Origin of the sequence: Ferranicluibacter rubi, assembly GCF_011603255.1 — a bacterium.
Taxonomy (GTDB): domain Bacteria; phylum Pseudomonadota; class Alphaproteobacteria; order Rhizobiales; family Rhizobiaceae; genus Ferranicluibacter; species Ferranicluibacter rubi.
Genome location: NZ_JAANCM010000015.1, coordinates 25,988 through 50,776 on the forward strand (window position 1 = coordinate 25,988; position 24,789 = coordinate 50,776).

The window sequence follows — 24,789 nt, forward strand, 5'->3', positions numbered from 1 at the left end:
CGTACTCTAGCGGGTCTGTCGAATAGGATAACAAAGAAGTTTGCGATTGCGACGCCCTTTGGAGAAAAGTCCTGCCGTCAGGTCTCCCGCTCGCGCAAGATTGATGCAACAAGGCACTCTTACGTCCGGCAAGGAGGGATACCCATGACCGAAGCGCTGTGCACGCCGCAGGAGGTCGTTTCGTTCTGGTTCGAGGATATCGACCCGGAACACTGGTACAAGGCGTACCCGGAGCTGGATGCGGAATGCGACCGGCGTTTCCGCGCCACGCATCTCGCCGTGTCGCGCAATGTGGGCCCAGCCTGGCGGGAGACGCCTTCGGCGCGGCTTGCGACCCTCATCCTGTTCGACCAGATGTCACGCAACATCTATCGCGGTTCGCCGCTCGCCTTCGCCACGGATGGTCTCGCGCGTCGCGAAGCGCGGCTGGCGCTGGAAGCGGGCGCCGACCAGGCGGTCGCGCCGGTGCAGCGCGCGTTCTTCTACCTGCCGTTCGAGCATTCCGAGGCGATGTCCGATCAGGATCTCGCGGTGCAGCTCTTCACGGCGCTGGGCGACCTCGTGCTTCTCGATTTCGCCGTGCGTCACCGCGAGATCGTCGCCCGTTTCGGTCGTTTTCCGCATCGCAACGCCATTCTCGGGCGCATGCCGAGCCCGCAGGAGGAAGCCTTCCTGCTGCAGCCGGGTTCGCGCTTCTAACCTTTGACCGGGAGAGCCTGTGGCGAGAGCCCAAAATTCGCCATACCGAGCCGCCAACCGGAGCGCGTATGGCGTTCTCCTGCCGCATGATTCTCTCGGCCGTGTGCCGCGTTCTTTCTTTCAGTACCTTTCGGCTTCGTCCGTCGGGAAGACAGACCCAACCGTGAAAGCGTGTTCCCCAACGATGCTTCGTTTCCTCGCCATTGTGCTCATTCTCGTTTCCAGCCTGTCGCCGGTCCTCGCGCAGCAGCCGGCCCCCAGCCAGCCGACCCAAAGCCAGCCAGCTGCGCCCGCGCAGCCAACGACCAGTCAGCCACCGGCAACACCCGCCACACCGGCTGCGAGCGTCGGACGCCAGAATGCCGGCGATGGCGGGGCGGTGCGGGACCGGCTGGACGATGCGCAGGCCGATACGGCGCAGCAGCTCGAGGCGGCACGCAAGCGGCTCGACGCGCTTGCGGCACAGGTCGAGACCGCCGATGCTGCGGAAACCGCGCGTTCGACCCAGGCCAACAATTCGAATGCTGCCGACAACCGGCTGGCCGAAATCAAGGCGCAGGTGGACGACCTGTCGCAGCAGGTCGGCGGCCAGATGGATGCGGCCCGCACCCGCATCGAGCAGATCAAGGCGCGGCTGACCGAACTCGGCGATCCGCCGGCGGCCGGTGCGGAGCCCGAAGCCTCCGTCGTGACCGACGAGCGGGGCCGCCTGATCGCCGAGCGCAACGCCCTGAACGCCGTGACCGGAACGGCGGAAACGCTTGTCGCGGATGCCAACGCGCTCTCGACGACGATCACCGAGAAACGCCGTTTTCTGTTTTCCAGCACGCTGCTGCGGCATACGGACATCAACATCGACATGCTGGTCGATGCGGGCCAAGCGCTGGTGGTCGAGGCACAGGCGTTCTCCCGCAATATCGGTAGCTGGCTGACCTTCGTCTTCACCTTCAAGCGCGTGCCGCTGATGTCGGCGCTGTTCCTGTCGCTCTGCTCGGCGCTGGTGCTTCTGGCCGGCACGCATCGGCTTTTCGCGCCGCTTCTGCGCCGTTCGGTGCGGGATCTGAACCCGACCTACATCGCCCGCCTGTCGCGCGCCTTCGGTTCGACGCTGGTGCCCACCATCGCGTCCGCCACGTTTGCGACGACGGCCTTCTTCTTCCTCCAGTCCTTCAATGTGCTTAGGCCGGACATCGCGCCGATCGTGGTGACGTTTCTCGCGCTCTGCGTCGCGCTGCAGTTCGTCTGGACGATCTCGACGGCGGTTCTGGCACCCGGCCAGGCCGTCTGGCGGCTGGTGCGGGTGTCGGATCGCGGCGCGCGATTGCTGGTCGCCCTCATCATGGCGATGGCCTTCGCAAACCTCTTCGATTACCTGCTGGAGACGATCAGCGTCACCCTCGGCTCGCCGCTGGTGCTGACGGTCGCCAAAAGCCTCATCGCCTCGATCCTCATCGGCCTGCTACTGATGGCGATCGCGCTGATCCGCCCGGTCATTCCGCAGGGCCAGCCGCTGGACGGGCAGGGGCGGCCGTGGCCGCGTGCCATCTCCATTCTCCTGCTTCTGGCGGGCCTCGGGCTGATCACGGCGGCGCTCTCCGGCTATGTCGGGCTGGCGCGCTTCATCGCCACGCAGATCGTCGTCACCGGCGCGATCTTCGTCACGATGTATATCGGCATCCTCACCGGCAAGGCGCTGGCCAAGCAGAACGCACTCGCCAAGACCGTCGGCGGCCGTTACCTGTCGCATCGCTACCGGCTGGAGCCGATGGCGCTGGATCAGATCGGGCTTGCGGTCGGGCTGAGCATCTACCTGCTCGTCGCCATGTTCTTCGTGCCGCTCCTGCTCCTGCAATGGGGCTTCAAGATCGCGGATATCGAGGCCTGGGCCTACCGGATCTTCACCGAGATCCGCATCGGCACGATCACCATCTCGCTCGTCGGTATCTTCGCCGGCATCCTGCTCTTCGTGCTCGGCTTCGTCATCACCCGCTGGCTGCAGCGCTGGATCGATGGCAGCGTGCTGGCGCGCAGCCGGGTCGATCTCGGCGTGCGCAACTCGGTCAAGACGGGTATCGGCTATCTCGGCATGGGCATTGCCGGCCTGATCGGCATCTCCGCCGCGGGCCTCGACCTGTCGAGCCTTGCGCTGGTCGCCGGTGCCCTGTCCCTCGGCGTCGGTTTCGGCCTTCAGAACATCGTCTCGAACTTCGTCTCCGGCCTCATCCTGCTCGTCGAGCGACCGTTCAAGGTGGGCGACTGGGTCATCTCCGGAACGACCGAGGGCTTCGTCAAACGCATCTCGGTACGCGCGACCGAGATCGAAACGTTCCAGCGGCAGACGATCATGGTGCCGAACTCGCTGTTCATCAACGCGTCCGTCGGCAACTGGACCCACCGCAACAAGCTGGGTCGCGTGGATATCACCTTTTCCGCGCACTCCTCCAACGATCCGCGCAAGGTGGTGGAATCGTTGCGCGCTGCGGTGACCGGGCTGCCGAACATCCTGCGCAACCCGGAGCCGATCATCGTCTTCCGCGGCTTCACGTCGTCCGAGCTCGAGTTCGAGGTGCGCGTGTTCCTCGCCGATATCCTGCAGGGCGTCTCCGTTCGAACGGATGTCCGCATCGCGGTCTTCGAGCGCTTTCAGGCCGATGGCATCGCGCTGGGCGGTCCGGCGGCACCCGAAGTGCCGATCAAGATTTCGCCGGAGGATGCCGAAGTGCTCTCGGCCATCTTCCAGGGAACGCGGTCGGAGGCTGCAAGGGGGGCCTCGCTGTTGCCGGGGGACGCCGGCGGCTATGTGGAGCAGCCGAGCGTCGAGCCGCCGGACAGCCGTGGCAATGATGTGCCGGACTCGTCCGAGAGCGACCGGCGCGATGCACTGCGGGGCGAAGAGCTGCGCGCCGACGCCAAGCCTGGCGTTTCCGCTGCGGCATCGCTCGCACCGGTCACGCCTGCGCGAAAGGTCGATATCGGCGAAGACAAGCCGGCACCGGAGAAGGGCACGGACGGGACGAAAAGCGGTGCCCGCAAGCGCCGGCCCGGCCGGCCGCGCTGACCGTCGTTCGGGATTTGACGGCATGAACGTGACGCCGGCGAAGACTGTTTTCGTGTTCTCCGCCGGTTTGTCGCCGTATTCCTGAAAAAGCCACCCTAGGTAGCGGCCTTTTAACGACTGCGAAAACCTTTTTTGCTAATGTCCCCCTCAGTGTAGAAAAAGAGAGCGCGCAATGTCGTTTTTCGGTGTGTCGGGGATGTATTACTCCGGAGAGTCCCTGCAACAGCACCGTATTGTGCTCGCGGAAGATAGTAATCTCTTCGCGGCAATGGTGTCGAAGCGCCTCAAGGAACTCCTCGATATCGATGTCATCGTCTGTAAAGACTATGACGAAGTCACTTTCGCCATTGAGAACGCTTCCTTTCCTGCAACGCTTGCCATCTCGAATATCAATCTTCCCGGCGCGGAGAACGGCGAGGCCCTGTCCTATCTGGTCGATATGAGCATTCCGACCATCGTGTTCACGGGCACGTTTCAGGAGAGCACGCGCGAGTCGATCCTCGCCAAGGATATCGTCGATTACATCATCAAGGACAGCGTCTTTGCCGTGGATATGCTGGTGGAATCCGTCTGCCGCTTTCTGACCAATCACCGGCACCACGTGATGATCGTGGACGACAGCCCGACGGCGCGCGCGCTTTTGACGACGCAGCTCAAGCGGTTCAATTTCCGCGTCAGCACCGCCGATTGCGGCGCGATGGCGCTCGAACTCCTGAAGCGCCATTCGGATATCGGTCTCGTCATCACCGACTACAACATGCCCGATATCGACGGCTTCGAGCTGACCCGGCGCATTCGCGGCGCCTATGGTCCGCATCAGCTGCGCATCATCGGCGTATCCTCCTCTACGAACCGTCTCCTCTCGGCCCGTTTCCTGAAGGCCGGCGGCAACGACTTCATCATGCGGCCGTTCGTCAACGAGGAGTTCTACTGCCGCGTCAACCAGAACCTGGACACGCTGACGAAGATCCGTACGCTCGGCTCGCAGATGGCGCTCAGCGCCTGATCTGACGAACGGCGACACTCTCGGTCCAACGTCACCGACATGACGCTTTCGTGTGCCTCATATGCACCCAGGCGCCCGTTCCCGGGTGCTTGGTGTTTGCGTTGCGCCAGGCCGATCCTCCCGATCTTCCATCCGTGGCGAGTGTGACCCATACCGTTTTTCGGGTCGCGTTAACGGAACACAAAACCCTTTGTGGTAAGCCATACGAGACATAATAGATCCCGCCTACGCAGCATCGACGGCCGGGATCTTGGGGGGGAGCAGAACCGGTATACGGTATCCTGCTCGAAAAGGGTGGGGACCTTGACGTTCAGCAAGCAAGAGCAGACCGGCGATGCCGCGCTGAAGCAGAGCGGCAGGCATCTGCTGCTGATCGAAGATTCCCGCGTCTTCTCGACGCTTATCCGTCACGAGATCCAGAACGGTGAGGCCATGACGGTGACGCATTGCGCCTCGCTTGGTGACGTGACGCGGGCGCTGGAGTGCCAGAGCTTCGATGTCGCCGTGCTTGACCTCAACCTTCCCGATGCACCAAACTGCGAGGCGCTCGACCTCGTGCTCTCGCACGGCATTCCCGCCATCGTCTTCACCGGCAGCTTCAACGACAGCACGCGCGAGCGCGTTATGGCGCGCGGTGTCGTGGATTGCATTATCAAGAACGAGCGCGACTCGGTGTCTTCGGTCGTCGCGGCCGTCAATCGCATGCTGAGCAACGCCGGAACGAACGTGCTGGTGGCCGACGACGATGCGGAACGCCGGCAGGCGCTGGCGTCGGTCCTGCGCGAGCAGCGGTTTCAGGTGGCCGAGGCAACGACGGGGCAGGACGTGCTCAGCGCCGTGATGGAGGGCCGCGTCGATCTGGTCATCTCGGAATATGCGGCCAGCGATCTTTCCGCGCAGCAGCTTCTCGTCGGACTGCGGTCCTATGAATGCGAAACGACGGTGCCGATCATTGCGATGGCCCCACAGTCCGCCCGGGGGCAGGCGGCGCGGTTTCTCAAAGCGGGCGGCGCCGACTTCGTCGAGCGGCCGTTCGACCGCGACGAGTTCATTAGCCGCATCAACCGGTCGATCACCGTCCACCGGCGCATTGCCTCGCTGCAGCGACTGGCGTCGCGTGATTACCTCACCGATCTCTACAACAGACGCTTCTTCTTTCAGGAAGGGCCACGCATTGTCGAGCAGTGCTTCCGCCGCAATGTGGGTTCCTCGATCGCCATTCTCGACATCGACCACTTCAAGCGGCTGAACGATACGTTCGGCCACGAGGTGGGCGATCTCGTGCTGAAGGCGGTCGCACGGACGCTGCGCAATTTCGTCGGCAACGACCACCTGCTCGCCCGCCTCGGCGGCGAGGAGTTCGGCGTGTTGTTCGACGGGCTCGATATCTCCGCCGCCACCCTCTATTGCGAGCAATTGCGGGAGACGATCGCAAGGACTCAGGTCGTCACCGACGACGAGGACCTGTCGGTCACCGTGTCGATCGGCCTTGCGCCCATCGAGCAGCGCGAGGTGTTCGACAACTACCTCCACGCCGCCGACCAGTTTCTCTACATGGCCAAGCATGCCGGCCGGAACCGGATCGTCTCCGAACTCACGATGATCAATACGATGGCGTCCTGATACTCGACAAGCGGATTGGGCGAGCGGCCTTAACGAGCGGACTGGGCAAGCGTCACCTTGCGGTCGGCGCGCTCCTGCTGCGGAGAGCGGTTGTAGAGTTCGCGATAACACTTGGAGAAGTGCGACGCGGAGACGAAGCCGCAGGCGACGGCCACCTCGACCACCGGCATGGCCGACTGAACGAGGAGGTGGCGGGCGCGGTCTAGCCGGATCTCCAGATAGTAGCGGGCAGGTGAACGTCCCATTTCCTGCCGGAACAGCCGCTCGATCTGGCGGCGTGAGAGACCGGCGCTGTCGGCAAGTTCCAGCAGCGACAGAGGCTCGGCGAGATTGCCTTCCATCAGCTCGATGATCGACAGGACCTTGGCGTTCTGCACCCCGAGGCGCGCGCGCAGCGGCAGGCGCTGGCGATCGTGCGGGCCGCGAACGCGATCCGTCAGCGCCTGTTCGCAGACGCGATTGACGAGGTTCTCGCCGAAATCCTGATCGATCAGGTTCAGCATCATGTCGAGCGAGGCGGTACCGCCGGCGCAGGTGTAGATATTGCTGTCGATCTCGTAGAGATCCGCAAAGACGTCGACCTGCGGGAAGGCTTCGGCGAAGCCCGGCAGGTTTTCCCAGTGGATGGCGCAGCGCTTGCCCGTCAGCAGGCCAGCCGAAGCCAGCACATGGGCGCCCGTACAGAGGCTCCCGACGGCAACGCCGCGATTGTAGACCTCGCGAAGCCAGGCATTGACGGATTTGTTCTGAAAATCCTCCACGAAGACGCCGGAACAGACCAGCACCATCGACGGCCGGCTCTCGCCGCCCAGGTGCTTGCGCTCGTCGGCGACCGACGAGTTGACCTCCAGCGCGATGCCGCTGGAGGACACGACCTGTGCGCCGTCCGTGGAGGCGAGCCGCCAGGAATAGGCGTCATAGCCCAGCATCCGGTTGGCGATCCGCAGCGTCTCGATGGCGGCCGCGAAGGGCAGAAGCGAAAAATTGGGAACAAGGAAGAAGACCAGCGAGCGCTTGGCAGTGAGCGGCTTGTTCACGAGCGATATCTCCATGCAGGGCAGATGGCTATTCGTCGCTTGGGCACGGCCGACGAGCTTGCCTGAATGCGACACTGGCATGGATGGTCGCGACTGCCAAGGAACAAAATTTGCGACATCCCGCACTGTGCCTGAAAAAGCATCTGCCGATGGTGCAAACGCCCAATTATGTTGCTTTGCAGCATATGGACTTGAAAGTGGAGCGAGCGATGCAGGCTCGATCTGTGTTTCGGCTGATCTGTTTGCGACGCTCGGACATGCGGTGGACTTGTCGGAAACAGGAGGATCGAAGGTCATCTCGTCCGGGTTTGAACACAGCACAAAAAAGGGCGTCCTGCCGGTCGGCAAAACGCCCTTTTGTCATAACCGCGGCGGGGACACGGCGGGTCGTCTGTGGTGTCTTTGGCGGATGGGATCATTGCGCAGGCGTGTTCCGGCTGTCGGTGGATGCGGGAAAGCCGATGTCCTTGAGCGTGTCATAGGACAGCGATGCCAGAGCGCGTTCCGAGCGCCTGTCCTGCCATGTCTTGACGATGCGATGTGCGAGCGACGTGGCGCCGGCAAGCGCACGCGATCCGAATGACGGGGTTGAGGGTGAACTCGAGAGGCTGAAGGTAGACATTGCACTGGTTCCTTTTGATGGGGTTCTTCAAAAGGTCGCGACCATGAGGGCATCATGTCGCAACCCGGTCTATCAATCCAACGAATAGAATTGATGCGTCAGTTCAGTATTCTTGATGATCATTGACAGCGAACACGCCGATATCGCGGCGGACCACCGTGGGAAGATTCTGCAGTTGCCGGCGCGTGATCCGGCGTGTCGCCGAAAGCTTTTGCCGGTCGATGACCGCCTTCACGATGCGGATGATCGCGCTGACGGGATGGCGGGCCAATTCCGCCGGCTCTAAGATTATTCTTGTCTTGAAGGGAATGATGTTGCTGTTCATGGCCGGCGTCTCCGTTGCCCGTGCCTTGACAATGCGCGCCGGTCGATGTTCAATCAAACGAAATGAACTCATGGTATCGTTCAGTTTTTCTGATGATGGATCCGACATGAATATGATGATGCGGCACGCGCTGCCGATGCTCGAAATCGACGTGCTCAAGACCTTCGTGGCCATTGCCGAGACCGGCAATTTCACCACGGCGGCCGAGGCCGTCTACCGCACGCCGTCGGCCGTCTCGATGCAGATCAAGAAGATGGAAGAGCTTCTCGGTTGCGCGCTGTTCCTGCGCGATGCGCGCTCGGTGTCGCTGACGCCGAAGGGGGAGGTGCTGCTGGGCTTTGCGCGGCGCATGCTGGCGCTCAACAATGAAGCGGTCACGCGCTTCCTCATGCCGGACATGCACGGCGTGGTGCGTCTCGGCGCGCCGGAAGATCTTGGCGAGCGTATCCTTCCCGACGTTCTCAAGCGGTTCGGGGAGACCTTTCCGAACGTCACGGTCGATGTCACCATCGGCCAGAGCAATGTCATGCGCAAACGCGTCGAGGAGCGGCGCATGGACATCGTGATCTACAACAGCTTCCCGAGCGATACGCTGCGCGACGGCGAGATCCTCATGGAGGAACGGCTCGTCTGGGCGGGTACACGGTGCGGCACCGCCCATCTGCGCGAGCCGCTGCCCGTCTCGATGTGGGAAGACGGCTGCGTGTGGCGGGCCGATGCGATCGACAAGCTGAACAAAGCAGGGCGCGCCCATCGCGTGGCGTTTCTTAGCGCACATACGACGGGCCAGAAGGCGGCGATCCTTGCGGACCTCGCGATTGCGCCATTGCCCCGCTATCTCGTTCAGGGCGATCTCGTGGAGCTTGGGCCGGCGGAAGGTCTGCCGGACCTCGGAACCTACAACATCGGCATCCAGACGATCGACGACGCGTCAGCACCCGTGCTTGCGGTTGCCGAGCATGTGCGGGCCGCCTGCATCGCGCTCGTCTGATCGTCAGGCGCTGTCGGTGGTCTTCTTCAGCCAGCGCAGCACGCGGATTTCGTCGTCGTTCATCCAGCGCGTCATCTTTTCGCTGGTGCTCTTTCGCTGCGCGCGAAGCGTACGCAGTTCGCCATTCTCGAAATCCTCGAATACCTTGGGGTGAATGTAGGAGCTCCGGCACACGGCCCGCGTATTGACCAGTGCGGCCGCGATGCCATCCACCGCCTCGTTGATCTGGCGCTTGCGCTGCCGCTCGCTCGTCTCCGGCTCCACGGTCGAAAGCGCCGTCGCCGCCATCTGCGTTGCGCCCCAGGTGCGAAACTGGCGCGAGGAGAATTCACCGCCGGTCGCTTCGCGGATATAGGCGTTCACGTCCTGCGAGCGGATCTGATGGCGGTCGCCATCTTCATCAAGATATTGGAACAGATGCTGGCCCGGCAGCTCCTGCAGCGAGCGGATGATGCGGGTGATCCGGCGGTCATTGTGGCTGAGGCGCCATTCCTTGCCGGACTTTCCCTTGAACTGAAAGTGCACACTCGATCCCGACACTTTCACATGCCGGTTCTTCAGCGTCGTCAGGCCATAGGAGCCGTTCTCCTCGGCATAGACCGTGTTGCCGACGCGGATGAAGAGGTTGTCGAGCAGCCAGACGATGGTGGCGAGCGCTTTTTCCATGCCCGGCGTGCGCATGCGCAGATCATGATCGACGCGCTCGCGGATTCGCGGCAGACGTGACGCGAAGGACGGCAGCAACGCGAACTTTGCCTTGCCGCGCTCGGCGTGCCAGTCGGCATGGTAGCGATATTGCTTGCGGCCGCGTGCGTCCTTGCCGATCGCCTGCAGATGCGTCTGCGGATCCGGCGAAATCAGAACCTCGGTATAGGCCGGGGGAATGGCGAGCGCCGCGATGCGCTCGACTTCGCCCGGATCGGAAATGCGCTGGCCGTCGGGTCCGTAATAGAGGAAGCCGTTCTTCCCCTGCTTGCGGGTGATGCCGTCTTCGAGGCGCGAGAGATAGACGAGTTCGGGCGCCGGCGTATCGCCGTCTTGGCCGGCGGCGCGTTTCTTGCCGACCGAAGCGGCTATCGAGGATGTGATCTGGTCCACGGCCGTATGAACTTCACCGGCAAGCGGAAGTTCCGGTGCGAGGCGTTCCATCGCGCAGATTTTTCGACAACGGCATGACGATTTTTGTCACGAACATGTGAACCTTTTTGAAGCTCCGGCGTTATGTGGCCGAAGACACATGTCTTTCTTCCACTGGCGTTATTCAAGGACCCAAGCCATGACCGCAAAGACCATCGCTACCGTCGGCATCGTACTCGTCTCTCTCGTTTCGCTTTCCGCTTGCGGTAACACTATCCGCGGCGTGGGCCGGGACACGGCAAACACCGTCAACGCCACGCAGGATGCAGGCCGCAGCGTCGAACGCGCCGCCAACTGATCCGACCCGATTTTGCAAAGCGCCGGCGACCGTGGGTCTGCCGGCGTTTTCGTGTCTGGCAACAGGGCACTGGTCGCCTATGATGATGCCCATGTTCGCAAAGCTTCTCCTGGCGCTGGTCCTGATGGTTTCTCTTTCTCCCGACGCCCGTGGCGCCTGCCGGATCGTTCGGCACCTTGGGGCCGACTACGCCGTATGCGACGTCGATCCCGCGACGGCCTCTCTCACGATCTTCCATGCGGACGAGACGGGCCGGCCCTATGGCGGCTTCACCGCTTTGAAGACCGATCTTCTTCGCGATCAGACACGGCTCGATTTCGCGATGAATGGCGGCATGTACGAGAAGGACCTCTCACCCGTCGGGCTTCTGGTCATCGACGGCGTCGAGCGCAAGCCGATCGCGACCGGCGAGGGCTGGGGTAATTTCTATCTGCTTCCGAATGGTGTCTTCGCCCTGTCGAACGGCAAGGCTATCGTCAGGGAAACGGAGGCCTACCGGCGTTCGGTGGTGGCCACGCCCGATGTCGCGACACAATCCGGGCCAATGCTCGTCATCGACGGCGCGCTCCACCCTGCGTTCAAGCCACAAAGCGACAGTCTGCAGATCCGCAACGGCGTCGGCGTCGATGAGAAGGGCCTCGTGCATTTTGCCGTCGCGCTATCGCCAGTGCGCTTTCACGATTTCGCCACGCTCTATCGCGACGCGCTCGGCTGTCCGAATGCGCTGTTTCTCGACGGGCACATTTCCAGTCTCTACGCGCCCGACCTCGGCCGTATCGACGAGACCTATCCGATGGGGCCGATCATCGCGGTGACGACGCCGATGTGGCACGGCGCCGTTCTTCCCAAGCCCGCTCCGTAGAGCCTAGGCCTTCGGAAAGGCCCGCTCCAGTCCGCCCGACTTGGTGAGCCCGGTGCGGAAAGCCTGATAGGCCGCATGCTGCGATGAGCGTGCCGCTTCGGTCAGGCGAATCTGTAGCCGGGCAGGGGCGACATTGCCGAGCCAGAAGCCGCGCTGCTCCAGCTTCAGCGTGTGCAGGAAGCGTGCGCCGGCCGAACGGTCGAGGAAGCGGTGCAGCCCGTCGATCAGCGCGTCATCCTGTTGCGGATTGTCCATCATCAGCGACAGAAAGGCCGTGTCCGCCGTCTGGAAGCGTTCGATGACGTCGGCAACCGCATCGCGGCCCGTCGGCGTCGGCTGCTGCATGGGGCTGATCGTCGTGTGCGTGTTCATGGGGTCCCTCAAGCCGGTGTCTGCGTTCTCGCGCCGTCATGCCATACGAGGCTGAAGCAGGACTGGAGTGCTGCACTGTGAAGGGAACCGTCAGAGGGCGGCCTTGACCTTCGCGGCGATGTCGGCGGGCAGCCAGGCGGTCCAGACAGGCTCGAACGTCTTCAGGAAGTAGAGCGCCGCATCCTCACGGCTGCCGTTGGTCTGGTCCATATGGGCCAGCACGCTATTGACCGTCTGATTGTCCCACTGCCGTTTCGAGACATAGGCGAGGGCTTCGGGACCGGCCTTTTCGGAGAAGCCGCGGGTGACGATCGTATAGACATCGGTGGTGGGATAGCCGTTGACGACAGGCGCGCTGCAATCCGGCACCGCCGTGCAGTTGTTCCACTCGGCCCGGTCGTGGGTGACGCCGAAGGAGAGTTTGACCATCTCGTATTTGCCGAGGATTGCGGTGGGCGCCCAGTAATAGCCGAGCCAGCCCTTCTTCTCCTCGAAGGCCCGGGCGATCGAGCCGTCGAGATCGGCCGCCGATCCGGAATTGATCAGCTGGAACCCGGCGTCGTTGCCCTTCAAGGCCCGGTAGAGGTTGGATGTCGGGATCTGGCAGTTCCAGTCCGAGGGACAGTTGTGGATCGCGCCCTTCGTGGCGTCCTGCGGCGAGGGGAAGAGTTCCGGGTGCTTCAGCGCATCCTGCACCGTCTTGATGTCGGGATGGGCATCGCTGATGTAGCGTGGGATCCACCAGCCTTCGACACCGCCGTCCGTCAGAACCCGCGCCGCTTCGACCAGCCGGCCATCCCGCAGCGCATCGGTGAGCGGTGCCTGCAGCGAGGCCGCCCAGATCTCCGGCGCCATGTCGGGCCGCCCCTCCGCATTCATCGAGGCGAAGGTCGGCATCGTGTCGCCGGGCACGAGCTGAACCGTGCAGCCATAGCCCTTCTCCAGAATGAACCTGTCGATATGGGCCGTGATGGCGGACGATCCCCAGGTCATCTCGGCAATCGACAGCGTGCCGCAGCCTGCGGCCCGGGCGGGCGTGCCCGACAGCAACAGGACGCTGCCGGCGAGAAGGCCGAGCGCGGTCGCAAGGGCCGGGCCGACGGCGGCCTTCGTCATCTTTTCGCAAACGTCGCGAATGTTCTTCATCAGACCGACGCCTCCGGTGCGAACGCACGATGTCCCGCGATCATGTGTTGCCGATATTTTCCCGTCCGGACAGCCTAGAAGCTCTGGGACAGAAATCAACCGCTGTTCTTGGCCGTTTCGAATCGGAACCACCGCGCAAGCCATTGAATTTCATCTCTTTCGAATGTTCGGTTTCGTGAGCGCTCTTACCTCTAGGGACGTCGTGCCGGCAGACGCGCCGATCAGCGCCGGTTCATTCGAGATGACGTGATTGTGACGAAAACGGAGACCGAGCCCTGCGGGTAACTCTCTGGTAACTCTCACGGCCTAAGGATGGTGCCGTGGCTGGTCACAGCTGCTCTGCCGGATCAGGTTTTGCGTCCCGGCAATCTGCCAGCCTCGTGGCATCCGTTCGATGCCTCCGCTTGACCGCCCCGCACCGTGCGTTTTTCGGTGTCGAGGGCGGAAAACCGCAGGGCTCCGGCTGCTGCGGTTTTTGCGCGGGATCATCCCGGCCTGTCCATGGCGTCCACCGTTTCCCGGTGATATCAGGCCACATGGCAAAATCGATCATGCTTCAGGGGACGGGTTCGGATGTCGGCAAGACCGTGCTCGTCGCCGGTCTCTGCCGGCTCGCCTCCAATCGCGGATGCCGCGTCGCGCCTTTCAAGCCGCAAAACATGTCCAACAACGCGGCCGTCTCCGCCGATGGCGGTGAGATCGGCCGGGCGCAGTGGCTGCAATCGCTCGCCGCCCGCATCCAGTCCTCGATCCACATGAACCCCGTGCTCCTCAAGCCGCAGTCGGAGACCGGCAGCCAGGTCGTGGTGCAGGGCAAGGTCGTCGGGCAGGCGCGGGGGCGCGACTATCAGGCGATGAAGCCGAAGCTGCTCGGCGCCGTGCTGGAAAGCTTCGAGACGATCCGCGCCGGACGCGATCTCGTGATCGTCGAGGGCGCGGGCTCGCCGGCCGAGATCAACCTGCGGGCCGGCGACATCGCCAATATGGGATTTGCGACGCGTGCGGGCGTGCCCGTGGTGCTGGTTGGCGACATCGACCGCGGCGGCGTCATCGCCTCGCTTGTGGGAACGCATACCGTGCTCATGCCCGAGGACAGGGCCATGGTCACGGGATACCTGATCAACAAGTTCCGGGGCGATGTGACCCTGTTCGATGACGGGCTCACCGCCATTGGCGGCTTTACCGGCTGGCCCTGTTTCGGCGTGGTGCCCTGGCTGAAGGCCGCGCGCCAGCTTCCGGCGGAGGATTCCGTCGTTCTCGAACGCCTGTCGCGAGGAACGGCGCGAGCGCTGACCATCGCCGTGCCCGTGCTGCCGCGCATCGCCAATTTTGACGATCTCGATCCGCTCGCCGCCGAACCGTCCGTGGACCTCCGCTTCATCCAGCCCGGCGACCGCCTGCCGGAGGATGCGGCGCTCGTCATTCTCCCGGGCTCGAAAGCGACGATCTCGGATCTCGCGGCCCTCAGGGCTGCGGGCTGGGACAAGGATCTCGCCCGCCACCTGCGGCATGGCGGACGGGTGATCGGCCTTTGCGGCGGCTACCAGATGCTCGGGCGCCGGATCTCAGACCCGCTCGGCATCGAGGGCGGAACCGCCGAGATCGATGGCCTCGGCCTGCTCGACGTGGAGACCGAGATGGCGCGCGAAAAGGTGGTGCGCAACAGCGGCGCCCGTTCCACGGAACACGATGTCGCGCTGGAGGGCTACGAGATCCACCTCGGCAAGACCACCGGGCCGGACTGCGCGCGGCCGCCCGTTATCATCGAGGACCGCCCGGACGGTGCGCTTTCGCCCGACGGCTGTGTCATGGGGACCTATCTCCACGGGCTGTTCGCTAGCGACGCCTACCGCGCAGCCCTCCTGCGCAGCTTCGGCATCGAGGCGGAGGCCTTCGATTATCGTGGTTCCGTCGATGCGGCGCTCGATGCGGTCGCCGGGGAACTGGAGGCCGTGCTCGATCCGCGCTGGCTCGACGGGCTCATGGGTCGCTAGAGCGTCGTCGCCTGTGTCGCTGAAATCGCTCTAGAATTCGCCGGATGCCTCGCGGCGGCGGCGGTCGAGTTCCTCGCTGTAGCGGCGCAGGGTGTAGCTTTCGGTGAGCACACCGACGACGCGGCGCTCGATCAGGTTGTTGCAGACGGCGAGCGCGTCGCTCTCGGTCTTGTCGAACAGAGTCGCCGCCTGCCGGGCGTTCATGTTCGGCTGCAGGAAGTCGTTCGGCAGCTTGATGTAGTCTTCGATCCCCTTGCCGGCTGCGTCCTTTTCCACCGGGCTCGCATAGACCTCGGGAATGAGGATGACCCCGCCATAGCGGTTGTTGTCGTCGACGACGATGGCGCGCTGGGCCGAGCCAAGTGGGAATTCGGCTTTCAACTCGTCCAGCGTCGCCTTTGCGTTGATGGTGCGGACATCGGGCCGCATCAGCCGTCCCACGGTCAGGTTGCGGATCCAGCCGACATCATGGGCGCTGCGAATGCTTTCGCCGCGCAGATGGAAGCGCCATGTGGCAAACGAGTAGCCGAAGGTGGTGCGCACGACCAGCGATGAGGTGATGACGGCCGCCAGCACGAGCGTGGTGATGGGAAAGTCGCCGGTAATCTCCAGCGCGAGGAAGGTCATCGTCAGCGGCCCGCCGATGATGGCCACCGCAAGCGAGCTCATGCCGACCACGGCATAGATGACTGGCGTCAGCGTGGTGTCGCCGAAGACGTAAGGAACGACGCCGGCAAAGACCTTGCCGAGCAATGCGCCCATAAACAGCGAGGCGAAGAACAGCCCGCCGCGAAAGCCGGAGCCGATCGACACCGCGGTCGCGATCGACTTCATCAGGAACAGGCCGATCAGCATGGCGATGGGCGTGGCGTGCGCGAGGTTCAGATGCAGCGCGCCATGACCGCCCGAAAGAACCTGCGGCGAGATGGTCGCCAGCAGCCCGACCACGACGCCGCCGATGGCGGGGCGCAGCGGCGCGGGGATGTCGCTTTTGCGGGCGATCTCTTCCGTCAGCGACACGCCCTTCATGATGAGGATGGCGACGCCGGCGCAAAGCGCGCCGAGCAGGATGGCCGGCACGTAGTCGCCGGGGACGACATCGCCGAATGCGCCTATGTCGATGGTGAACTCCTCGCCCCAGAGCAGGCGCGTCACGAGGTTGGCGACCAGCGCGGAGACGACGACCGGGGTCAGCGAGGCGATGGTGTAGGAGCCGATGATCAGCTCGAAGGCGTAAAAGGCGCCGGTCAGCGGCGCGTTGAAGGCCGCCGCTATGGCGCCGGCCGCGCCGCAGCCGAGCAGCGTGCGCAGATCGTTGCGCCGAAGCTTCAGTTTCACGCCGATCTTCGAGGCGAGGCCGGAGGCGAGCTGGGTGTAGCCGGCCTCCAGGCCGACGGAGGCGCCGAAACCGTTGGAAACGAGGTTCTGCACGGCGACCACGATGCTGTCGGTCAACGACATCCGGCCCCCGTGCAGCGCATTCGCCTCGATCGGGTCGACCATCGCTTTCTTGCGCCAGAGCGCGAGGCCCATCATGAGCAATCCCAGCAGCAGCCCGCCGACGATCGGTGCCATGAGAATGGCGATCTGCCCCTTGAGGTCGGCGGAGCTGACGCGCTCGTATTCGGAGATGCCGAAGATCAGCTTGTGCAGTTGCAGCGAGATGAAGCTCATGGCGATGACGGCGAGCCCCGAGGTGAGACCGACGACGATGCCGGCAACGAGCAGCCCGATCTCGCTGCGCCGGGCGAAGATGCGCCATTCCGAAAATGTGACGGATTTCCGGGCCAGGCGCTTCACGCGGGCAAGGGTCAGGGACTTCAGGACGTCGGGCATGGGAGGCTCGATCTCGTCGGGCGTCTCCGCTAAGGAAACGCTTGAGCTTCGGGTCGGGCGGAGATGCGGACATAGCGCGGAAGATTGACTTGATCCAGCGACGCGCCTAATCTTGGCGTATGGATGGTTCCCGTGCGGCGCGTGTCGTTCGGGAGTAAATGGGAATGCGAAGGGATGGACCCACACAGGGCATCCTCATCGCAGCCGACCCCGCGACTGTAGAACGGTCAGGGTTCGCCATCCGGTCTCGCCTCATGGGCGACGGACCATGCCGCGTGGTGCGGCTGGCGTCACCTGAAGGGCAGGGCCGGAAAAGCCACTGAAGCAGCGATGCGAGCAACCGGGGTCGGACGCCTCCTTATCTACGAATCGTCCACCTCTTCGACATCGACCCGGCCGTCAAAGGCCAGGCAAACTGTTTCGGGAAGGCGAGGCGAACCCGTTCTCAGGGTTTGAACCCTGCGTGACGCCGTGAGCCAGGAGACCTGCCAGCCACACCGCGCCGCATCCTCATGATGCAGCGTTCCAGCGCCAGCACGGAGGTTGTCGTGGCACACGAGACGTTCGCCCACCGGGTCTCCCGGGCCAGCGATTTTTACGCATGCGATTTCGGTTCATGCCCGGCAGGCGCCTGCAGACCCCGCGGATCGCGTTGGCTTTTACGTTATGGGAGCAGCGGGATAGCCGCGCGATCATGACATCCCCCCTTCATGGTACCACGCTCGTGCTCGGCGGCGCACGCTCCGGCAAGTCGAATTTTGCTGAACGGCTGGCCGTGGAAACGGGCCTTGTCCGGCATTACATCGCCACCGGCCGCGCCTTCGACGACGAGATGCGCACGCGGATCGACACGCACCGCACGTCGCGCGGCGATCTCTGGACAACGCATGAAGAGCCGTTCGATCTTGTCGGTCGGCTCTCCGCCATCGACGCGGTCGGCTGTGTCGTTCTTGTGGATTGCCTGACGCTGTGGGTCACCAATCTCATGCTGGAGGAGCGCGATATCGCGGCGGAGTCGGCGCGCCTCGTCGACAGCCTCCCGGCGCTTCGCGCCTCCGTTATTTTCGTTTCCAACGAGGTGGGCCTTGGCATCGTGCCCGACAACCGCATGGCGCGGGACTTCCGCGATCATGCCGGCCGGCTCCACCAGCAGGTCGCGGCACAGGCGCGCGACGTTTATTTCGTGGCAGCAGGTCTGCCGCTCAAGATGAAAGGTTAATCCATGACATTTTCCAAAACCGGCGACCGGAAAACACCGGGCGCCAAGATCCCCGCGACCGTCATCACCGGCTTTCTCGGTGCGGGCAAGACGACGATGATCCGCAACATTCTGGAAAACGCCGATGGCCGGCGGATCGCGCTGATCATCAACGAGTTCGGCGATCTCGGCGTTGATGGCGACGTCCTGAAAGGCTGCGGGGCCGAGGCCTGCAGCGAGGACGATATCATCGAGCTCACCAATGGCTGCATCTGCTGCACCGTGGCCGACGATTTCATTCCCACGATGACCCGTCTTCTGGAGCGGGAGGGCCGTCCCGACCATATCGTCATCGAGACCTCCGGTCTGGCGCTGCCGCAGCCGCTGATCGCCGCGTTCAACTGGCCGGATATCCGCACGCAGGTGACGGTGGATGGCGTGATCACCGTGGTGGACAGCGCCGCCGTCGCCGCCGGTCGCTTCGCCGACGATCATGACAAGGTGGATGCCGCGCGCGCTGAGGATGACAATCTCGACCATGAGAGCCCGATCGAGGAGCTGTTCGAGGACCAGCTGACCGCCGCCGACCTCATCGTTCTCAACAAGACCGACCTGCTGGATGCCGCCGGTATCGAAGCCGTTCGGCGCGAGGTCGCCTCGCGGACGACGCGCAAGCCGATGATGATCGAGGCCGCCAATGGCGCAGTGCCGGCCTCGGTGCTGCTCGGCCTCGGCGTCGGTACGGAAGACGATATCGCCAACCGCAAGTCCCATCACGAGATGGAGCACGAGGCGGGCGAGGAGCACGACCATGACGAGTTTGCGAGCTTCGTGGTCGAACTCGGCCCGATCGCCGATACCACCGCTTTCGTATCGCGGCTGAAGGAGATCGTCTCCGCACATGACGTCCTTCGGCTGAAGGGCTTTGCGGATGTTCCCGGCAAGCCGATGCGGCTTCTGATCCAGGCCGTGGGAACGCGGATCGATCCCTATTTCGACCGTGCGTGGGCGGCCGGCGAAGTGCGTCGCACGCGCCTCGTCGTCATCGGGCTTCACGATCTGGACGAGGCTGCGGTGCGCGCTGCCATCGTCGCGGCAGCGGCATAAAACAGGCAGGATCAGCGGCGGATGCATCTTCTTCTTGCGCAGAAAGGCACGATCTCGGACGGGGACGAGGCCATCGACCTCGGTCAGTCCCCTGGCGAGATCCTGTTCCTGTCCGCCGCCGATACGGAGCTTTCCGCCATCGCGAGCGCCTGCAAGACCGCGCACGGCGGGCGAACCCTGCGGGCGGCAAGCCTTCTGTCGCTGAAGCACCCGATGTCGGTCGATACCTATGTCGATCGCACCGCGCGGCATGCAAAGCTGATCGTCGTGCGCGCACTCGGCGGTGCGTCCTATTTTAGTTACGTGCTGGAAGCGCTCCACGCCACGGCCGTCACCCATCGTGCCAAGATCGCCGTTCTTCCGGGTTACGACAAGCCGGATCCCGCGCTCGACGCCTATTCCACCGTGTCGGCCGAGGATCGGGCGGCGATGCTGGCCTACTTCACCGAGGGCGGTCCCGACAATATGCAGCGGTTCCTCGCCTATGCCGGCGCGGTCGTCGATGACGGAGAGCGGCCGCCGGCGGCAACGCCGTTGCTGCGGGCCGGCATCTGGTCGCCGGAAGCGGGCATTATCGGTGCTGCGGATTGGGGACGCGCACATGCGGGGCAGCAGCCGATCGTGGCGCTCTGCTTCTATCGCGCACTCGTCCAGTCCGGCGAGACACGACCGGTGGCCGCGCTGGTCGAGGCGCTGTCTGCCGAGGGAATGCGGGTTCTCCCGGTCTTCGTCTCCAGCCTGAAGGATGCCCTGTCCGTCGGCACGGTCGAGGCGATCTTCGCGCGGTTCACGCCGGATGTCGTCCTCAACGCCACGAGCTTTGCGGTCTCCGCACCGGGCGGCGATCACAAGGGAACCGTGCTCGACGCCGGTGGGGCGCCGGTGCTTCAGGTGCTGTTCTCCGCCTCGACCCGGCAGGCCTGGGAAAGCTCGTCGCAAGGCCTGATGGCGCGCGATCTCGCGATGAACGTCGCGCTTCCCGAGGTGGACGGACGCATTCTTTCTCGTGCGGTCTCCTTCAAGGCGGCCGCGATCTATGACGAGGCGGTCGAGACCAACATCGTCGGGCATGCGCCTCTGCCGGACAGGGTCGCCTTCGTGGCGAAACTGGCGGCGAACTGGGCGCGCCTGCGCCACACGCCGCCCGCCGACCGCAAGATCGCCATCGTGCTCGCCAATTATCCGAACCGCGACGGTCGGCTCGGCAACGGCGTCGGGCTGGATACGCCGGCCGGCACGATCGAGGTGCTGCGCGCCATGGCCAAGGCGGGGTATCCCGCGACCGATCTGCCCGCAGACGGCGATGCACTGATCCGGCATCTCATGGAAGGCCCGACCAACGCAGCCCGCGATGGGCGGCATATCCGCGAGACGCTATCGTTCAAGGATTACAACGCGTTCTTCGCAACGCTTCCCGAACGGATTCAAGCCGAGGTCACGGCACGCTGGGGAGGTCCCTCGCGCGATCCTTACGCAGATGGCGACCGTTTCGCGCTTCCGCTCGCGCGCCTCGGCGGCGTGCTGATCGGTATTCAACCGGCACGCGGCTACAATATCGACCCGAAGGAAACCTACCATTCGCCGGACCTCGTGCCGCCGCATGGCTATTTCGCCTTCTATGCTTTCCTCCGCCGCGCCTTCGGAGCGCATGCGGTCATCCACATGGGCAAGCACGGCAATCTCGAATGGCTGCCGGGCAAGGCCTTGGCGCTGTCGGAGACCTGCTACCCGGAAGCCGTGTTCGGCCCGCTGCCGCATCTCTATCCGTTCATCGTCAACGATCCCGGCGAGGGAACCCAAGCCAAGCGCCGGACCAGCGCCGTCATCATCGATCACCTCACACCGCCACTGACGCGCGCCGAGACCTACGGCGCGTTGCGCGACCTCGAAGGTCTGGTCGATGAATATTACGACGCGGCCGGTGGCGATCCGCGGCGCCTGCGGCTGCTCTCCAACCAGATCCTGCACCTCGTGCGCGATATCGGGCTCGATGCGGATGCAGGCATCGCCGAGACGGATGGCGAGGATGCGGCGCTGCAGAAGCTCGACGCCTATCTCTGCGATCTCAAGGAGATGCAGATCCGCGATGGTCTCCACGTCTTCGGTGTCTCGCCCGAAGGACGGCTCCTGACCGACCTGACACTGGGGCTCGCGCGCGTGCCGCGCGGCACCGGCGAGGGTGGAGACGCGAGCCTGCAGCGGGCGATTTCGCGGGATTGCGCGCTGGTCAACGGGGAGGGCACGGACATACCGGTGTTCGATCCGCTGGATTGCGCGCCCGCCACGCTCTGGCAGGGGCCGCGCCCGGCAATGCTCTTGGCCGTCAGCGACGACCCGTGGCGCAGCGAAGGCGACACCGTCGAGCGCATCGAGCTTCTCGCGGCAAAGCTCGTCGGCGGTGAGATCGCCTGTCCCGTGGGCTGGCCGGCGACGCGCGCCGTTCTCGATGCCGTCGAGGCACGACTGAAACCATCGCTGACCGCCTGCGGACCGGCGGAGATCGCCGGCCTGCTGGCCGGTCTCGACGGCCGGTTCGTCGCGCCCGGACCCTCCGGCGCGCCGACGCGCGGACGGCCGGACGTGCTGCCGACAGGGCGCAACTTCTATTCCGTTGATAGCCGCGCCGTGCCGACACCGGCCGCCTTCGAACTCGGTAGGAAATCGGCCGATCTCCTGATCCGGCGCTACCTGCAGGATCATGGCGAGTGGCCGACGGCGCTCGGCCTCACCGCCTGGGGCACCTCCAACATGCGCACCGGCGGCGACGACATCGCGCAGGCGCTGGCCCTCATCGGCGCGAAGCCGCTCTGGGACCCGATGTCGCGGCGGGTCACGGGCTACGAAATCGTGCCGCCGGCGCTTCTCGGCCGCCCGCGCGTCGATGTCACCCTGCGCGTCTCTGGCTTCTTCCGCGATGCCTTTCCCGAGCAGATCGCGCTGTTCGACAGTGCGGTCCGTGCGATCGGCGCGCTGGAGGAGGACGACGAGGACAACGCCATCGCCGCCCGTATCCGCCGCGAGAGCGCGGAATGGCGCGAGAAGGGGCTGAGTGCCGCAGATGCCGAACGCCGCGCCTCCTACCGCGTCTTCGGCTCCAAGCCCGGCTCCTACGGTGCCGGCCTGCAGGCGCTGATGGACGAGAAGCGCGGACCCGAACGCTCCGAGCTTGCCGACGCCTATCTCACCTGGGGCGGCTATGCCTATGGCGCGCATGCGGAGGGCCGCGACGCGCGCGAGGTGCTGGAAACACGCCTCGCCGGCGTACAGGCCGTCGTGCAGAATCAGGACAATCGCGAGCACGATCTTCTCGACAGCGACGACTACTACCAGTTCGAAGGCGGCATGAGCGCGGCCATCGAACACCTCTCGGGCACGCGGCCCGTGATCTACCACAACGATCATTCCCGGCCGGAAAAGCCGGTGATCCGGTCGCTCGAGGAGGAGATCGGCCGCGTCGTGCGCGGGCGGGTGGTCAATCCGAAATGGATCGCCGGCATGATGCGGCACGGCTACAAGGGCGCCTTCGAGATGGCGGCGACCGTCGATTATCTCTTCGCCTTTGCCGCCACCACAGGTGCTGTCCGCAGCCAGCATTTCGAGGCGGTCTACCAGGCCTTCGTGCTGGACGATGCCGTGCGCGCCTTCATGGAGGCGGCCAACCGCCATGCCTTCCGTGACCTGGCAGCCCGGCTGACCGACGCGATCGACCGTGGATACTGGCAGCCGCGTTCTAACTCGGCCCGCTTCGAGCTTTCCAACAGCCTGACGCTCAGGGCGTCGTGAGAACCCAAAGGGACTGATATGACCGAGGAAACACCGGCCGCCGAGGTCGATCTGGAGCGCCACGCCATGAAGATGGCGAAAAAGAAGGTTGCGCGCGAAAAGATCATGGCGACGAAAACCGACGGCAAGGGCCTCATCATGGTCCATACCGGCAAGGGTAAGGGCAAGACCACCGCCGGCTTCGGCATGATCTTCCGCCACATCGCCCACGGCATGCCGTCCGCGGTCGTGCAGTACATCAAGGGCGGCTGGGAGACGGGCGAGCGCACGCTGATCGAGACGCATTTCCAGCATCTCTGCCGCTTCTACACGCTCGGTGAAGGTTTTACCTGGGAAACGCAGGACCGTGCCCGCGACGTCGCGATGGCGCAGAAGGCTTGGGAAACCTCAAAAGAGCTGATCCGCGATCCCGCAAATTCCATGGTGCTGCTGGACGAGATCAATATCGCGCTACGCTACGATTATATCGACATCCACGAGGTCGTGCGGTTTCTCAGCGAGGAAAAGCCGCCGATGACCCATGTGGTACTGACCGGCCGCAATGCCCGCGAGGAACTGATCGAGATCGCCGACCTCGTGACCGAGATGGAGCTCGTCAAGCACCCGTTCCGCTCGGGCATCAAGGCGCAGGTAGGGGTGGAGTACTAAAACCCGAGCCAGACCCGGACTGGATTCGCCGGATCGGCGAGCAGGCGGATGGCGAGCGCGATGCAGGTGATGACCAGCAGCGGCTTGATGATCTTGGCGCCGCGCTTCATGGCAAAGCGCGAGCCGAGCTGCGCACCCGCAAACTGCCCAACGCCCATCATCAGCCCGACCTTCCACAGCACGACGCCATACCAGGCGAGCACGAGGAAGCCGCCGAGATTGGAGCCGAAATTGAGGAGCTTGGTATGCGCCGTCGCCTTGAGCACGCCGAAGCCGGCAAGGGCGATGAAGGCCAGCATGAAGAAAGAGCCGGTGCCGGGCCCGAAGATGCCGTCGTAAAAGCCGATGGCGGGCACGATGGTGAGGCCGAAGATGAAGGGCGTGATGCGCTGGGCGCGATCGAGATCGGCGACGTTCGGCTTCAGCGCGAAATAGAGAGCGATGCCGATCAGCAGGAAGGGAAGCACGGCGCGCAGCACATCGCCCGGCACGACGGTTGCCACCACCGCGCCGATGGCGCCTCCGGCCAGCGACAGGAGCGCCATGGGCAGCTGGCTTTTCAGGTCCACATGGCCGGCTTTCGCATAGGCAAGGCTGGCCGAACCCGAGCCGAACAGCGATTGCAGCTTGTTGGTGCCGAGCGTTTCCAGCGGCGGAAGACCGGCGAGCAGCATGGCCGGCACCGTGATCATGCCGCCGCCGCCGGCAATGCTGTCGATGAAGCCGGCGATGAACGCGGCAAGGAAAAGGAAAAGGAGCAGATGAAACGCGAGATCGTGCACGATGGACCTTGGGCCGTGACGCCGGCAGCGGGATATCTAGGGGTGCGCGCGCTCGGCGCGCAGACACGCAAGCTCTTTGGCAGAGCCGGCGGGGAAAAGGAAGGCCTTGCCGAGGCGCAGGGTGTTGCCGACCGACCGCGATCGTCAAACCCGGGTTCGTCGATTCTGCCATGGAATCTTCATCATCCATTCCGGTTCGCGCAAATCTCTTGTAAGTCATGCTTCATGCGACGGCGCCCGGTTCGGGCTGAAAACGCGTCCGGTG

General features: G+C 64.2%; 20 protein-coding genes and 1 riboswitch. Of the genes, 12 read left to right on the forward strand and 8 right to left on the reverse strand.

The features are described from left to right. The first annotated feature begins 144 nt into the window (after positions 1-144). From G8E10_RS22400 to G8E10_RS22415, 4 genes are all read left to right on the forward strand, one after another. Entirely contained in the window at positions 145-699 is a 555-nt protein-coding gene (locus tag G8E10_RS22400) for a DUF924 family protein (protein ID WP_167130751.1), read from the forward strand. 184 nt (positions 700-883) lie between these two features. Further along, positions 884-3,757: a mechanosensitive ion channel domain-containing protein gene (locus G8E10_RS22405; RefSeq protein WP_167130752.1), complete on the forward strand. Its 2,874-nt coding sequence runs from the start codon at positions 884-886 to the stop codon at positions 3,755-3,757. A gap of 172 nt (positions 3,758-3,929) precedes the next feature. After that, entirely contained in the window at positions 3,930-4,763 is an 834-nt protein-coding gene (locus G8E10_RS22410) for a response regulator (RefSeq protein WP_110799114.1), read from the forward strand. Positions 4,764-5,066: 303 nt separating this feature from the next. Then, the gene (locus tag G8E10_RS22415; protein WP_281517749.1) at positions 5,067-6,386 is read left to right on the forward strand and encodes a diguanylate cyclase; all 1,320 of its coding nucleotides are present in this window, start codon (positions 5,067-5,069) and stop codon (positions 6,384-6,386) included. A gap of 29 nt (positions 6,387-6,415) precedes the next feature. On the opposite strand, the gene G8E10_RS26360 is transcribed toward G8E10_RS22415, so the two are convergent. The 3 genes from G8E10_RS26360 to G8E10_RS22430 all read right to left on the reverse strand — a co-directional run bounded on the left by G8E10_RS26360 (position 6,416) and on the right by G8E10_RS22430 (position 8,370). Then, positions 6,416-7,423, reverse strand: coding sequence for a GlxA family transcriptional regulator (locus G8E10_RS26360; RefSeq protein ID WP_110728558.1), 1,008 nt, complete (start codon positions 7,421-7,423; stop codon positions 6,416-6,418). 415 nt (positions 7,424-7,838) lie between these two features. Next, positions 7,839-8,045: a hypothetical protein gene (locus G8E10_RS22425; RefSeq protein WP_110799113.1), complete on the reverse strand. Its 207-nt coding sequence runs from the start codon at positions 8,043-8,045 to the stop codon at positions 7,839-7,841. Positions 8,046-8,148: 103 nt separating this feature from the next. Further along, on the reverse strand, positions 8,149-8,370 hold the full coding sequence (locus G8E10_RS22430; RefSeq protein ID WP_167130753.1) for a hypothetical protein: 222 nt from the start codon (positions 8,368-8,370) through the stop codon (positions 8,149-8,151). Between the two features lie 106 nt (positions 8,371-8,476). Here G8E10_RS22430 and G8E10_RS22435 point away from each other — a divergent pair, with 106 nt between their 5' ends. Then, positions 8,477-9,361: a LysR substrate-binding domain-containing protein gene (locus G8E10_RS22435; RefSeq protein WP_167130754.1), complete on the forward strand. Its 885-nt coding sequence runs from the start codon at positions 8,477-8,479 to the stop codon at positions 9,359-9,361. A 3-nt stretch (positions 9,362-9,364) separates the two neighbouring features. Here the strand turns inward: G8E10_RS22435 and G8E10_RS22440 are convergent, their stop codons facing one another. Beyond that, the gene (locus tag G8E10_RS22440) at positions 9,365-10,510 is read right to left on the reverse strand and encodes a DNA topoisomerase IB (RefSeq protein WP_167130755.1); all 1,146 of its coding nucleotides are present in this window, start codon (positions 10,508-10,510) and stop codon (positions 9,365-9,367) included. Positions 10,511-10,637: 127 nt separating this feature from the next. On the opposite strand from G8E10_RS22440, the gene G8E10_RS22445 reads away from it, so the two are divergent. Next, a complete protein-coding gene (locus tag G8E10_RS22445; protein ID WP_110728095.1) occupies positions 10,638-10,796 on the forward strand; it encodes an entericidin domain-containing protein in 159 nt (52 codons plus the stop codon). Between the two features lie 85 nt (positions 10,797-10,881). Continuing rightward, a complete protein-coding gene (locus tag G8E10_RS22450; RefSeq protein ID WP_167130789.1) occupies positions 10,882-11,658 on the forward strand; it encodes a phosphodiester glycosidase family protein in 777 nt (258 codons plus the stop codon). Between the two features lie 3 nt (positions 11,659-11,661). Here G8E10_RS22450 and G8E10_RS22455 read toward each other — a convergent pair whose 3' ends face one another. After that, positions 11,662-12,030, reverse strand: coding sequence for a hypothetical protein (locus G8E10_RS22455; RefSeq protein ID WP_281517750.1), 369 nt, complete (start codon positions 12,028-12,030; stop codon positions 11,662-11,664). Positions 12,031-12,120: 90 nt separating this feature from the next. Next, positions 12,121-13,146: a glycine betaine ABC transporter substrate-binding protein gene (locus tag G8E10_RS22460; protein ID WP_167130791.1), complete on the reverse strand. Its 1,026-nt coding sequence runs from the start codon at positions 13,144-13,146 to the stop codon at positions 12,121-12,123. A 566-nt stretch (positions 13,147-13,712) separates the two neighbouring features. Between G8E10_RS22460 and G8E10_RS22465 the strand changes: the two genes are divergently transcribed. Next, on the forward strand, positions 13,713-15,170 hold the full coding sequence (locus G8E10_RS22465) for a cobyric acid synthase (RefSeq protein ID WP_167130756.1): 1,458 nt from the start codon (positions 13,713-13,715) through the stop codon (positions 15,168-15,170). A gap of 30 nt (positions 15,171-15,200) precedes the next feature. On the opposite strand, the gene G8E10_RS22470 is transcribed toward G8E10_RS22465, so the two are convergent. Next, a complete protein-coding gene (locus tag G8E10_RS22470; protein ID WP_167130757.1) occupies positions 15,201-17,006 on the reverse strand; it encodes a chloride channel protein in 1,806 nt (601 codons plus the stop codon). A 107-nt stretch (positions 17,007-17,113) separates the two neighbouring features. After that, positions 17,114-17,513: riboswitch (cobalamin riboswitch) on the forward strand. Between the two features lie 187 nt (positions 17,514-17,700). Here G8E10_RS22470 and cobU point away from each other — a divergent pair. The 4 genes from cobU to cobO are packed head-to-tail and all read left to right on the forward strand — an operon-like array spanning position 17,701 to position 23,742. Next, the gene (gene cobU, locus G8E10_RS22475) at positions 17,701-18,225 is read left to right on the forward strand and encodes a bifunctional adenosylcobinamide kinase/adenosylcobinamide-phosphate guanylyltransferase (protein WP_110728091.1); all 525 of its coding nucleotides are present in this window, start codon (positions 17,701-17,703) and stop codon (positions 18,223-18,225) included. A 3-nt stretch (positions 18,226-18,228) separates the two neighbouring features. Next, entirely contained in the window at positions 18,229-19,311 is a 1,083-nt protein-coding gene (gene cobW / locus G8E10_RS22480; protein ID WP_167130758.1) for a cobalamin biosynthesis protein CobW, read from the forward strand. A 21-nt stretch (positions 19,312-19,332) separates the two neighbouring features. Then, positions 19,333-23,094 (forward strand): cobaltochelatase subunit CobN, encoded by a 3,762-nt coding sequence (cobN, locus tag G8E10_RS22485; protein WP_167130759.1) that lies wholly within the window; start codon positions 19,333-19,335, stop codon positions 23,092-23,094. Positions 23,095-23,112: 18 nt separating this feature from the next. Further along, positions 23,113-23,742, forward strand: coding sequence for a cob(I)yrinic acid a,c-diamide adenosyltransferase (cobO, locus tag G8E10_RS22490; RefSeq protein WP_110728088.1), 630 nt, complete (start codon positions 23,113-23,115; stop codon positions 23,740-23,742). Here cobO and G8E10_RS22495 read toward each other — a convergent pair. After that, positions 23,739-24,524 carry a TSUP family transporter gene (locus G8E10_RS22495; RefSeq protein WP_167130760.1) on the reverse strand — a complete coding sequence of 262 codons (786 nt, stop codon included), beginning with the start codon at positions 24,522-24,524 and terminating at the stop codon, positions 23,739-23,741. The genes cobO and G8E10_RS22495 overlap by 4 nt on opposite strands. Positions 24,525-24,789: the final 265 nt, after the last annotated feature.